This is a genomic window from Colwellia sp. Bg11-28, assembly GCF_002836245.1.
GTDB classification, from domain to species: domain Bacteria; phylum Pseudomonadota; class Gammaproteobacteria; order Enterobacterales; family Alteromonadaceae; genus Colwellia; species Colwellia psychrerythraea_A.
Genome location: NZ_PJBA01000006.1, coordinates 1,686,719 through 1,698,859 on the forward strand (window position 1 = coordinate 1,686,719; position 12,141 = coordinate 1,698,859).

Annotated in this window: 12 protein-coding genes; 5 read left to right on the forward strand and 7 right to left on the reverse strand. The window is 37.0% G+C overall.

What is annotated here, in order from left to right:
• The first annotated feature begins 25 nt into the window (after positions 1 to 25).
• The 3 genes from cysK (at position 26) to CXF79_RS14600 (ending at position 1,889) form a co-directional block, all read left to right on the forward strand.
• Entirely contained in the window at positions 26 to 1,006 is a 981-nt protein-coding gene (cysK, locus tag CXF79_RS14590; RefSeq protein ID WP_101155800.1) for a cysteine synthase A, read from the forward strand.
• A 151-nt stretch (positions 1,007 to 1,157) separates the two neighbouring features.
• Positions 1,158 to 1,604 (forward strand): hypothetical protein, encoded by a 447-nt coding sequence (locus tag CXF79_RS14595; protein ID WP_011043069.1) that lies wholly within the window; start codon positions 1,158 to 1,160, stop codon positions 1,602 to 1,604.
• A gap of 75 nt (positions 1,605 to 1,679) precedes the next feature.
• On the forward strand, positions 1,680 to 1,889 hold the full coding sequence (locus tag CXF79_RS14600; protein ID WP_101155802.1) for a DUF1653 domain-containing protein: 210 nt from the start codon (positions 1,680 to 1,682) through the stop codon (positions 1,887 to 1,889).
• A gap of 47 nt (positions 1,890 to 1,936) precedes the next feature.
• Here the strand turns inward: CXF79_RS14600 and CXF79_RS14605 are convergent, their stop codons facing one another.
• Entirely contained in the window at positions 1,937 to 2,206 is a 270-nt protein-coding gene (locus CXF79_RS14605) for an acylphosphatase (RefSeq protein WP_011043067.1), read from the reverse strand.
• Between the two features lie 150 nt (positions 2,207 to 2,356).
• Between CXF79_RS14605 and CXF79_RS14610 the strand changes: the two genes are divergently transcribed.
• Positions 2,357 to 3,547, forward strand: coding sequence for a class I SAM-dependent methyltransferase (locus CXF79_RS14610; protein WP_011043066.1), 1,191 nt, complete (start codon positions 2,357 to 2,359; stop codon positions 3,545 to 3,547).
• Between the two features lie 388 nt (positions 3,548 to 3,935).
• Here CXF79_RS14610 and CXF79_RS14615 read toward each other — a convergent pair whose 3' ends face one another.
• The 3 genes from CXF79_RS14615 to CXF79_RS14625 all read right to left on the reverse strand — a co-directional run bounded on the left by CXF79_RS14615 (position 3,936) and on the right by CXF79_RS14625 (position 9,141).
• Entirely contained in the window at positions 3,936 to 4,235 is a 300-nt protein-coding gene (locus tag CXF79_RS14615; protein WP_011043063.1) for a PilZ domain-containing protein, read from the reverse strand.
• A 180-nt stretch (positions 4,236 to 4,415) separates the two neighbouring features.
• Positions 4,416 to 8,543, reverse strand: a complete 4,128-nt coding sequence (hrpA, locus tag CXF79_RS14620; RefSeq protein WP_101155804.1) for an ATP-dependent RNA helicase HrpA — start codon at positions 8,541 to 8,543, stop codon at positions 4,416 to 4,418.
• A gap of 163 nt (positions 8,544 to 8,706) precedes the next feature.
• The gene (locus CXF79_RS14625; RefSeq protein ID WP_011043061.1) at positions 8,707 to 9,141 is read right to left on the reverse strand and encodes a CBS domain-containing protein; all 435 of its coding nucleotides are present in this window, start codon (positions 9,139 to 9,141) and stop codon (positions 8,707 to 8,709) included.
• A gap of 203 nt (positions 9,142 to 9,344) precedes the next feature.
• Between CXF79_RS14625 and CXF79_RS14630 the strand changes: the two genes are divergently transcribed.
• A complete protein-coding gene (locus CXF79_RS14630) occupies positions 9,345 to 9,653 on the forward strand; it encodes a hypothetical protein (RefSeq protein ID WP_101155806.1) in 309 nt (102 codons plus the stop codon).
• A 136-nt stretch (positions 9,654 to 9,789) separates the two neighbouring features.
• Here CXF79_RS14630 and CXF79_RS14635 read toward each other — a convergent pair whose 3' ends face one another.
• The 3 genes from CXF79_RS14635 to CXF79_RS14645 all read right to left on the reverse strand — a co-directional run bounded on the left by CXF79_RS14635 (position 9,790) and on the right by CXF79_RS14645 (position 11,953).
• Positions 9,790 to 10,506, reverse strand: a complete 717-nt coding sequence (locus CXF79_RS14635) for a hypothetical protein (RefSeq protein ID WP_041736892.1) — start codon at positions 10,504 to 10,506, stop codon at positions 9,790 to 9,792.
• 147 nt (positions 10,507 to 10,653) lie between these two features.
• Positions 10,654 to 11,547, reverse strand: a complete 894-nt coding sequence (locus CXF79_RS14640) for a DMT family transporter (RefSeq protein ID WP_198560066.1) — start codon at positions 11,545 to 11,547, stop codon at positions 10,654 to 10,656.
• Positions 11,548 to 11,767: 220 nt separating this feature from the next.
• Positions 11,768 to 11,953, reverse strand: coding sequence for a hypothetical protein (locus tag CXF79_RS14645; RefSeq protein ID WP_011043057.1), 186 nt, complete (start codon positions 11,951 to 11,953; stop codon positions 11,768 to 11,770).
• Positions 11,954 to 12,141: the final 188 nt, after the last annotated feature.

Genomic DNA, 12,141 nt, shown 5'->3' on the forward strand with positions numbered 1-12,141 from the left:
AAGTAACTAATTCACAGGAACCACTATGTCTAAAATATTCGAAGACAACACCACTGCTATAGGTAATACACCTTTAGTTAAATTAAACCGCGTGATTGATGCTGAAAATGGCGCTAATGTTTATGCCAAAATTGAAGCCAGAAATCCAAGTTTCAGTGTTAAATGTCGTATCGGCGCTAGTATGGTTTGGGATGCTGAAGAAAAAGGTTTATTAACCCCTGGAAAAGAAATTGTAGAACCAACAAGTGGTAATACAGGTATCGCATTAGCATTTGTTGCTGCGGCACGTGGCTACGGCATTACCTTGACTATGCCTAGCACTATGAGCTTAGAACGTCGTAAGTTATTATCTGCGTTAGGCGCAAAAGTTGAACTTACCGATGGTGCTAAAGGTATGGGCGGTGCTATTGCTAAAGCGCAAGAGCTTAAAGATTCAGATCCAGAAAAGTATGTATTATTAGGGCAATTTGATAACCCTGCCAACCCAAAAATTCATGAAGAAACTACCGGTCCAGAGATTTGGAACGATACCGATGGTAATGTTGATATCTTTGTTGCTGGTGTTGGAACGGGTGGTACTCTTACAGGTACAAGCCGCTATCTTAAGTTAACTAAAGGTAAAGCAATTACCACAGTAGCCGTTGAACCTACAGATTCTCCAGTGATTACTCAAGCGCTTGCTGGTGAAGAATTAACACCTGGTCCTCATAAGATTCAAGGTATAGGTGCTGGTTTTATTCCTGGCAATTTAGATCTTGATATGGTCGATGCTGTTGAACTGGTTTCAAATGAAGATGCTTTTGCTATGGCACACCGTTTGATGAAAGAAGAAGGTATTCTTGCTGGTATCTCATCTGGCGCAGCTGTTATTGCAGCAAAACGTCTTGCTGAACGTCCTGAAAATAAAGGTAAAAATATCGTAGTGATATTACCGAGTTCAGCTGAGCGTTACTTATCAAGTGCACTTTTTACTGAAACCTTTAGCGATAAAGAACTTGTTCAGTAATATGTTACTGACATAAATTTATACTTCTATTTTATAAAAGGCACCTAGGTGCCTTTTATTTTTTAAAAATTAGCGCTAATATTTAGCTTCACTTTAGCAAAGTAATTACGCTACTATTGAATAATAACCCCACCTTTTTTGATTTACTTGCATGCCCTATTTAAAAAACAGTCTTTTAGCACTGTTATTATGTTCAATCACTTTATTAACAGCTTGTGGTGAAGATAATTCGAAGAAAATAACCGCGGTTGATGATCCAGAACTAGTTGCTATAGCCTTCTTTGACGCCCTTTATAATGAAAAGAACGTTGAAAAAGCGGCCTCTGTTTGTAATCCTCAATTAGCACGTCTTATTCTTCATTACCGTTCGCCTGGAGCAGTAGCTCGACACTTATTTAATATGTCCTACGACAAAGTTGAAATAAAACCAGATAGTGCTGGTGTTAAAGTACGTGAGCAATTTAAAGACAATGCAAATATCACCATCTACTTTGATGGCTATTATCAAAACAATCGTATGAAAGACGTTAAACGCCTGGCCATTATCCAGCGTGATGGTAAATGGTTTATTGATAAAGTATTAAAAGACCCCTTTTAAACTTCCCATTCCAACTAATACCATTCCGCTTAATTAAATAGTTCTAGGGATTGGTATAACTAATAAGATGAAATAATGTTAAAAATCGGCACTTATCAACACTTCAAAGGTAGTTACTACCAAGTACTCCATATTGCTAGACATAGTGAAACTGAAGAATATATGGTGGTTTATCACCCCGCGGATAATAAAGAAGATATTTGGCTGCGCCCTTTGGCCATGTTCGATGAGGTTATCGAACGAGAGGGTAAAAAACTAAAGCGCTTTAGCTTTGTAAAGCCATAACGCGTTAGTCCTAGTAAATAGAAAGATAATAACCTTGAGTAGTAGCCTTAGCCTATAGAGAAAAAATGATGCTCCTGCCAAGGTACTTTCTCATGTTGAATCTCGGTTACCTTTGCTTGTTCTGGCCCGTGGGCCAACCAAAGCAGCATTTTCTCTATATTCTCCTCATCACCACAGAGGAGCACCTCTACATCACCATCCGCTAAATTACGTGCGTAACCACTTAAGCTATATTCAATGGCCTGTTGTTGAGATGAAGCTCTAAAATAAACCCCTTGTACCCTTCCTGAAATATGCGCAATATAGCTAACATTCATACATGTTTCTCTTCTTAAATCAGTATTATTATCAGTAAAGTTTGCACCTTAGCCAGTCATTGACTAAAATCGGCACAAATTTCTCTTTCACAGAATAAATGACCTTGTGTTATACAGCGTTATTTATTCATTAAAAGTAAGTATAGACCTATGTCAGCAAGAATTTCTTTAAATGTTGGTCGTGAAAAATCTTTATTACGTAAACACCCATGGATTTTTTCGAAAGCAGTAAACAAAATCAAAGGTAACCCGATGCTTGGGGATACTGTTGATGTATTCGATAGTAAAGGTAATTGGTTAGCTAAAGGTGCCTATTCACCTGAATCTCAAATAAGAATTAGAGTTTGGAGCTTTGACGAGCATGAAGAAATTGATCGTGATTTTTTCTTTGCTAAATTACAAAGTGCTCAAGCAAGACGTGATTGGTTTATTAGCCAAGGAAAATTAACCGGTTATCGATTAATTGCTGGTGAATCTGATGGTTTACCCGGCGTAACTATTGATAAATATGATAACTTCATTGTTTGTCAGTTACTTAGCGCCGGCGCGGACTTTCATAGATACACCATTGTTAACTGTTTAACCGAACTTTACCCTGGTTGTCATATCTATGAGCGCTCAGATGTTGATGTGCGTAAAAAAGAAGGTTTAGAGCCTGTAACTGGCTGGTTAACAGAGCCTCAAGACTCAACTGAATGTATCATTGAAGAACACGGCATCAAAATTCATGTAGATATCGCTACAGGTCATAAAACAGGTTTTTATCTTGACCAACGTGACTCTAGACTTGCTGCAGGTAAATTCGCAAAAGACAAGACTGTTTTAAATTGCTTTTCTTATACCAGTACATTCGCACTACACTGTGCGGCAAACAATGCCAAAGAAGTGATTAATGTCGATGTATCACAAGATGCTCTTGATATGGGTGAACGTAACCTCGCTTTAAATGGCCTATCGGATGCTAATGTATCTTTCGTTAAAGAAGATGTCTTTAAATTATTACGAAGATACCGTGAAGAAAAGCGTACCTTTGATATGATCATTCTTGACCCACCTAAATTTGTCGAGTCAAAAGCGCAGTTAACTGGCGCCTGTCGAGGTTATAAAGACATCAACATGATCGCTATGCAGCTATTAAACCCTGGTGGTTTATTATTGACTTTTTCTTGCTCAGGTTTGATGGAAGCAAGCTTATTTCAAAAAGTTGTTGCTGATGCCGCATTGGACGCCAAAAGAAAAGCTTATTTTGTTGAGCGCTTACAACAAGCAGCAGATCACCCTATTTCTTCTAATTACCCTGAAGGTTATTATTTGAAAGGTTTAGTTTGCCAAGTTGAGTAGTTAAGCTGAATTATACCGATGGTTTTAGGCTTTAATCTGAGCGAAAATAAAATCCTAAAACCATACGCTAAACACTAAAAAGCCAGAGTTTACTCTGGCTTTTTTATATATACCCGTTCTACTTGAAGATGCAGGATACAGCTGGAATTAGAAACGCCTTTAGTCAAGGCATTGATTGAAGAGAATGGTTATTCCCTTCTCAAAATCAATAACGCAGCATAAAGCGTTTCTAAATCAGCCCTTTGGGGGAAGACTGAGCAAATAATACTCTGCGTTACATTTCTTTTTAAGGGAATGACCCTTAATAAAAAATGAGCCTTGATTATGAATCGCTCAGACTTCCTGAAACGAGCATCTTCAAGTGGAGCGGGTATAAATAAATATTTTGCTAATCTATTTCTTCAATGGTTATACCAATGAGATAGCAATTCTTACTCTCTTCTTCAATACGAACGACTCGACCACGAATATCAAGCGCTTGTATTTGACTGCTGGCAGAGTCAACTCTCACTTTTACATGGGTCGATATTGCTAATGGATGTTCAATTTCAAACGCCATTCCCGTCGCACTTAAATCACGACAAGTCGCCGACAGTTGACTATTTACTTCGTCATCTATCACGGTAACAATAACCTCACTGTTTAACATCATGCGGTAAAAATCGCGTTTATCATCAAAATCTTTCATGAGCTCTCCTAAGCAGATTTATATGTTTAACTCTTTTATTTATACTGAGCAATGACTGACCTGTCAACTAGCAGCCATAAAGAAGTAAGCGCTTGCTTAAATCAATAACCTAAATAACAAACTGATTATTAGCTTAATTTGTGACCTAGAATTTAACTCCTTATCTCAGTATACGCTCAGTTAAGAAAAACCTTTTAAATAATTTAAAATACGCTTAACTGATATTGGCGCTGAGGTACCTAAATTTTGTGCAAACAATGAAATCCTTAGCTCTTCAATCAACCATCGGGTAGCCAGTAACTCATTGTCTACTGGTTTATCCTTACGTTGCTTGCTCATAATCACTTGATACATATCGTTAACTTTAGATACCTCAATAAGCTTTAATCTATCTTGATTAGGGTCACTTGGCAGTTTTTCTAAACGGCGTAACATGCCTTGTAAATATCGAATAATATCATCTAGTTTGCTCAAACCTGAGTAAGTTACAAACCCTTTGAATACTAACTGCTCGCATTGTTGTTTTATATCACCATGAGATTGAATAACATTTAAAGGCACACTGCCTTTCATTTTTTTAGTCACTTCATGACGCAACGTTAATGCACGCTCGACTTTAATGGCTGCAGTTAACACACAATCGGCTATTTCAGCTCTAACATAATCACAACACTTCGCAAATTGCTTTTCTTCCCTAGGAAGCAGTCCATTATTTTGGTTTTGAGAAAATTGTTGAACCAAAGACAAACAAGCACCTTGAATACAGTCTTGTAATAACTCATTGATTGAACCAAAAGGATTAAAGTACAAACCCAATTTGGCTTTATTCGGTAGTTTTTCCTGTAAATATTTTAATGGTGTTGGGATATTCAATAAGATAAGTCGGCTAATCCCTTTCAGCATAGCTTCTTGGGCATGTTGTTCTTGCTCAAAAAGCTCGATAGCAACACTATTTTTATGATCAACCAATGCAGGAAATGCCTTAATAGTGATGTTGGCAACTTTCTTTTCATAACCTTTAGGTAGTGAACCAAAATCCCATTGCGTTAAATCAGCTTGCTCAATGCCCTTTTCTGCAACCTGTTTAATCGATGCTTTTACTTTACCTTGCAGTTCAGCTTTAAGTTCGTTGAGGTCTCTGCCTTGCTTTATTAACTTCCCTTTGTCATCGACTACTTGAAAATTCATGGTTAAGTGAATTGGTAAGGTAATATCCTGCCAAGCATCTTCAGGTAATCGTACCCCAGTCATTCGTAACAATTGTTTTGCTAGCGCATCTTGTAAATGTCCCTGCTCAGCAGGCATAGCTGCTAAACAAGCTTGTGCATAATTAGGTGCGGGAACAAAATTACGTCTTAATGTTTTAGGCAAAGCTTTAATTAGTGCGATGGCAAGCTCATCTCGCAGTGCAGGGATCAGCCAATCAAACCCAACCTCTTGCACTTGATTTAATAAGGCAATCGGCAATACAACACTGATGCCATCATCAATATCACCAGGACTAAAATGATATGTTAGCGGTAGGGTAATACTATCTTGTTGCCAAACGTCAGGGTACTCAATAGTACTTAATTCATCCGAAGACTCATTCAATAAAAAGGCTTTGCTAAAATCTAATAACTGTTCGTTCTCACGTTTAGCTTTTTTCCACCAAGCGAGGAAGCTACGTTGACAGTTAACAGTATCAGGAAGTTTATCACTGTAAAAATCAACTAAATGCTGTTCATCAATTAAAAAGTCTCTGCGACGTGCTTTTTGTTCAAGCTCTTCTATGCTTTCGACCAATTGCTGGTTTTTGCTTAAAAACTTTTCTTTAATGACGCAGTCACCATTGACCAATGCTTCACGAATAAATATTTCACGACAAGTAACCGGTTCAATGACATTAAAATTGATCTTACGTTTACTAACAATACTTAAGCCATACAATGTTACTTGCTCAAAGGCCATTACAGCACCTTGTTTTTTCTCCCAATGAGGTTCACTGTAATTTCGCTTAACTAAATGCTGAGCAAGCGGTTCCAGCCACAAAGGGTCAATCTTGGCATTCATACGAGCAAACAATCGACTGGTTTCTACTAGCTCCGCAGACATTAACCATTTTGGTGATTTTTTAGTTAGCGCTGAGCCTGGAAAGATAAAGAACTTCATTCCCCGAGCTCCTTTATACTCGCGGTTTTCATCCTGTTGACCGATATGACTAAGTAAACCTGACAACAATGCTTGATGTACAGGAGTTAACGCTGAGTCTTGCTCTGTCTCTTTTGTCTTATCTACTGCTGTGCTTGCTGCTTGACCCTGCTGAACATTCGGCATAGAAAACTGATAATCAATCGACGTTAACGTTATTTGCTGTTCTTTTAACGTTAGTTTTAATTGACTGAAAATATCTTGCCATTCACGTAAACGAACATAAGAAAGAAACTCGCGCTGACATAACTTCCTAAACTGATTTTGCGTTAAGTCTTTTTTCTGCTCGTTAATATACTGCCAAAGATTAAGTAAGCTTATAAAATCAGATGACTTATCTTTAAATCGGTTATGCTTTTCATCACTCAGCTGTTGTTTCTCATGCGGTCTTTCTCGTGGATCTTGAATACTTAATGCACTAACAATAATCAGTATTTGTTCGATACAACCAAATTCTATGGAAGAGACGACCATTTTTGCCAAACGAGGATCTATAGGGAACTTTGCTAATAGACGGCCTGATTTCGTCAACTGTGTCGCCGTTGACGAAGCTTTACCCTTAGCGTTTTTATCCGCGTTTTCTATGCTTTCAACCGCAGCAATTTCTTCCAATAAACGAACACCGTCAGTGATATTACGATTATCAGGGGCTTCAACAAACGGAAAATTAGCAATATCACCTAAATCCAGCGCATGCATTTGCAATATGACGGTTGCTAAATTGGTACGTAAAATTTCAGGGTCTGTAAATTCAGCACGACTTTTATAATCATCTTCTGAATATAAACGAATACAGATACCTTCAGAAACACGTCCACAACGGCCAGAGCGTTGATTAGCACTTGCCTGTGAAACTGGTTCAATAGGTAAACGTTGTACTTTAGTTCGGTAACTGTAACGTGAAATACGTGCCGTTCCCGGATCAATCACATACTTGATACCTGGTACTGTTAAGCTCGTTTCAGCAACGTTGGTTGCCAATACAATATTTCGTCCACTGTGGGGTTTAAATATTTGATTCTGCTCACTAACCGTTAAACGAGCATACAGAGGCAAAACATTAGTATGACGTAAATTAGCTTTAACTAGCGCAGCAGCAGTATCGCGTATTTCCCGTTCACCATTGAGGAAAACCAGAATGTCACCATTACCGCAGTCACTTAGCTCATCAACCGCCGACAAAATACCACTGATAATATCAACTTCTTGCGGTGATTGGTCGTCATCATCAATCACTGCACGATCATTTAATGGTCGATAGCGCATTTCAACAGGGAATGTTCTTCCTGATACTTCAATAATAGGTGCTGGTAAGCCATTCTTACTAGAGAAATGTTTCGCAAAACGTTGTGGGTCAATGGTCGCTGAGGTAATGATTAACTTTAGATCAGGTCGTTTTATTAGTATTTGCTTTAAATAGCCCAAAATAAAATCGATATTTAAACTACGCTCATGGGCTTCATCGATGATAATTGTGTCGTATTTAAGAAGTAATCTATCCCTTTGCATTTCCGCCAGCAAAATACCGTCAGTCATCAATTTGATATAACTTTGCTCGCTGACTTGGTCATTAAAACGAACCTTATAACCTACTTGCTCACCTAACTTAGTGCCTAACTCTTCCGCAATACGATTAGCAACGGTTCTAGCGGCAATACGTCTAGGTTGAGTGTGACCAATAAGACCATCCACACCTCGACCAAGTTCAAGACAAATCTTGGGAATTTGTGTAGTTTTTCCAGATCCTGTTTCACCCGCAATGATAACCACTTGATTAGCATCAATAGCTGCTGAAATTTGCGCAGCATTCTCTGAAATGGGCAAACCTTCGGGATACGTTATTTTAGGTAAACTTCTGATTTTTTGTTGTTTATCTTGAATAGATCTGAGGATATGTTGTTGTAACGGTTCGACCAACTTAATGTGCTTTTCTGATAATGATAGCATCGCCAATTCAGTCGGTGATTTTTGTCCAACCTCTTTAGTAATCGTTTTTTTCAGATTTATTAACCTTTTTCTAAAGCGTACAGCATCGCTTTTTTTTGCTTGTGGCAATAATTCAAAAAGTTTTTGTAAATGGGAAAATGAAGTAATAACAGACTTAATCGAAACAGACAAAACAAACTCGGATAGAAAATCAAAAGAAATATTTTAACAGTAATACACTATAAATGGCAGTGAGTAACGTATTATAAATAGTCTCTTAAACGCACAAAAGGAGCTTCACAGCTCCTTTAAAAAGATAAAACAAGAGTAGGAAAAAACTTTAACGGCTATTTATTCACACCGATGCATGTTCCTTCTCAATAGAAGTCCTTGCCTTACCGTGTTTATAACAAGCTTGTAAAACTTCATTACGAGAGATAGTACCAAGTAGATTACCATCGTCATCAATCACCGGATACACTTTAGGTTTATCCTTTCGCATGGTTTGCCCTAGCTCAATAATACTGTCGTAGGGTTTTACTGAAAGTACCTCCCTACTCATAATATTTTTAATAATCGCCACATTTTCATTGAAATAGATGGTTTCTAACATTTTTTCTAAAACATCCCCTTCTGAAATAAAGCCAAGTACCTTATAGTTTTGATCAACTACTGGTCCGCCAATTTGCTTCGTTTTTAAGAAGCGTAATGTGGCCTCTTCTACAGACATAGTCTCGGTAAAAGTTACTGGGTAGTGATTCATATATTCTTGTATTTTTAATGATTCCATTTTAACCCTTAACTAAATCTTTATTTAGTTTTTCATTGATATAAAAACCTCGGTTACACTATTAATAACTGTAGATAAGCCTCTGCAAAAAAACCAATTTTTGCTTATCTTTATTAAAACTATATTACATTTTTAATAGTAGACTTAGCGGTTTTATTGAACAACAATGATTCAAACATAAAAATTTTTAGAAGGAATTCAATATGCCAAGTAATTTATTTCGTTTTTTTATACTGGTTATTGTCATCTACAGCTTAAGTGCCACTGCCTTTTCACATAAAGATGAACAAGCAAAATTAGATCAAGCTTGCGAGGACGCAAGACAAATTGCGCTAGCACCCAGAAGAAAAGAAATTTATCAAGAATGTATTCAAAAGTTTAAAAAAAGTGAAGCTGTTTGTCTGAGTGAAGCAAAAGCATATAACGGTAACAGAATAAATGGCGCACCACTGTTTTATGAGTTACCGGCTTGTGAGAAAGCCTTCGCTTTTAGAAAGAAACACGCCGCATAATTACCACCTGCTCGAGTGGGCATATCCGTATAGAAACACTATGAGTTGAGCGGGTATAGATGACCCTTTTATCATCTGAGTCATTACTGTATAGCACTGTTATTTTTGCTGTCAGCTCACCTTATTCTTGTGGTGTTTATTTTGATACTGACGACTGTATATATTTTTTGTTTAGCTGAATAAAAACCCACACTAAACTGCTAGGGAACACGACTAAGAAAAGATACTTTGCATATAACAAAGGTAATAGCACTGAGCTAGCAATTATCAAAGCATACATACACATCAAGCCTTTATGCGCTTTAGCAAAGGCAAAAGAAGCAACAAAATCTCCAACTACGCCACGATTGTCTAAACGAGCAATCAAACAAGGTAATACGCCGACAATCATAGATAACAGTGAAAATAACCAGGCGAGCACAAAGTTAAAAGCATAAAATTCAAAAGTCATATCACCACGCGCTTGTGTTTGTATATCGAAGACTTTTGAAAGGAATGAATTTTGATCTACATACAAGCTATACAGAGCAATAGCATCAGTCATCCAAATAAGAAAACATAAAAACTGTACCACGCATACTAAGCCGATATTTGCGAACAAAGTTCTAAAGTGAAAAGTATCACTTTTACCTTCTTTATTTAGTAGTAGAGGGTGTAGAACAAGGCTCACTAAAGGAATGAATAAAATAAAACCGGCACAAAAAGAAATGTACATGGTAGTAAGCTCATACGCGCCAAGGTAAAACTGAATAACTTGCGAGATGAAAAAGATCACTAAACTTGCGAAAAATACCAAACCGTAACTAACGATTTTTTCACCTGACAAACCTGATACGCTCGAAGACTCTGACACAATATCCACCAATAACTCAACTAATTAATATGCTTTAATTGTGATTTTAGCTTAACTAGCAACTCTGAATATTGATGTAAAATAAGACAAAAGCAATCCCGCTCTTTTTCTTTCATTATGAACAGCTTAACTCATAGAGAGTTTGCGCTAGATATTCTGCTTTACCTTAATACTTTTTGCGGTTAAACCTCGCACGCCAACAAGGTTGCCAATCAACATCAAAGCACCACCGATAAGTAACGGAAGCTCAAACGCTTCGTTATAAAAAAACACGCCTACCATAGCTATTAGGGGTAACCTGAAAAAATCGAGGGTGATAATGGTCGTTATTTCAGCATATTTCATTGCCTTTGCTAAACAATAATGTGCCGACAACGCACTCAATCCAATCACAGTAAGCCAAAGCCATTGTTCACCTTGTGGCCAAACCCAACTTGATAAAGACAAAAATAATCCAATAGGTAATTGAACAATGCACATGAAGAGTAAAATGGTTAACGGAGATTCAGTTTTTGCCAATGACTTTGTTGTAGTATGCGATATGGCAAAACAAATAGCTGAACCCAAAACAATAATAGAGGCATAATCAATTAAAGCGTACCCGGGCTGTACTATGGAAAGTACACCTAAGGTCCCCAGAAATATAGCGATCAACTTATTCATGGTCACTTTTTCATCGAGAAAGAAACTCGCAATTAACAGCGTCCATATTGGCACAGTAAACTCTAAGGCAAAAACTTCCGCCAGCGGGAGTAAGCCAATACCAAAAAACCAGCCATATTGAGCAATAAAGTGAAAAACATTGCGAAACAAATGAAGTTTAATCACATTAACTCGTGGCTGACTTGCTAGTGACTTTAGCTGCTTATCTTTAAAAATTTGAGACCGAATAAAGTAAACAGCCGAGAGAAATACCAAGCCAATAGCACTGCGAATACATAATGATTGAGCAATAGTTAACTCGCCACTTAATTCACGTGCACCTATAGCAAGAATGCAAAATGAAGCCAGTGCGCCTGACATCCATAAAAAGAGCGCCATAATAATTGTACTCGACTCTTAAAAAAGTAATTTATTGGTAAATTGTAATCGGCGCACTAAAGTAATAAATAAAGACAACTACCTTTATTCATTACTTTAGTTAGAGATTGTCAGAGAGTAAATAACTCACTGTTTACAAATAAAATAGTGCTTAATCATAGTGGAACTATTGAAATAACCAAGTCTTTTATTTGCTGTAATCATCAACTTTTAGTGCTATTTAGTTATACCCCAATTCATAAATAGGGTTATCATCATGCTCGTATAAATTTTCGGAATTTTGTCTTTTTTGCTCATTACCCTGCCGATCATCTTTACTATTTTTATCAGCATCTTGTTGGTAAACATTTAGCATTTCTGCTGATAGAATCATTCGTCTATTACTCATATTACAATTGTTCAACATATGACTACCCTCAATTTAATCAGTTGCTTCGCACTTTTGCGTTGCTACTAAGGTAGATTGCATCAAGAGTGCCAACATTTCTTATAAATTGACCTTTGATTTTTATATGTTTTATTTTAAATATCGAAGTTTGATATTTAAAATTTTATTTTTGATAATTACATTATCATTTTGCAACACAGACTTTG

Bases quoted from the DNA above. Each gene is read 5' to 3' on its own strand.
- cysK (WP_101155800.1), top strand. From the start codon at position 26: ATGTCTAAAATATTCGAAGACAACACCACTGCTATAGGTAATACACCT.
- CXF79_RS14595 (WP_011043069.1), top strand. From the start codon at position 1,158: ATGCCCTATTTAAAAAACAGTCTTTTAGCACTGTTATTATGTTCAATC.
- CXF79_RS14600 (WP_101155802.1), top strand. From the start codon at position 1,680: ATGTTAAAAATCGGCACTTATCAACACTTCAAAGGTAGTTACTACCAA.
- CXF79_RS14605 (WP_011043067.1), bottom strand. From the start codon at position 2,206: ATGAATGTTAGCTATATTGCGCATATTTCAGGAAGGGTACAAGGGGTT.
- CXF79_RS14610 (WP_011043066.1), top strand. From the start codon at position 2,357: ATGTCAGCAAGAATTTCTTTAAATGTTGGTCGTGAAAAATCTTTATTA.
- CXF79_RS14615 (WP_011043063.1), bottom strand. From the start codon at position 4,235: ATGAAAGATTTTGATGATAAACGCGATTTTTACCGCATGATGTTAAAC.
- CXF79_RS14625 (WP_011043061.1), bottom strand. From the start codon at position 9,141: ATGGAATCATTAAAAATACAAGAATATATGAATCACTACCCAGTAACT.
- CXF79_RS14630 (WP_101155806.1), top strand. From the start codon at position 9,345: ATGCCAAGTAATTTATTTCGTTTTTTTATACTGGTTATTGTCATCTAC.
- CXF79_RS14640 (WP_198560066.1), bottom strand. From the start codon at position 11,547: ATGGCGCTCTTTTTATGGATGTCAGGCGCACTGGCTTCATTTTGCATT.
- CXF79_RS14645 (WP_011043057.1), bottom strand. From the start codon at position 11,953: ATGTTGAACAATTGTAATATGAGTAATAGACGAATGATTCTATCAGCA.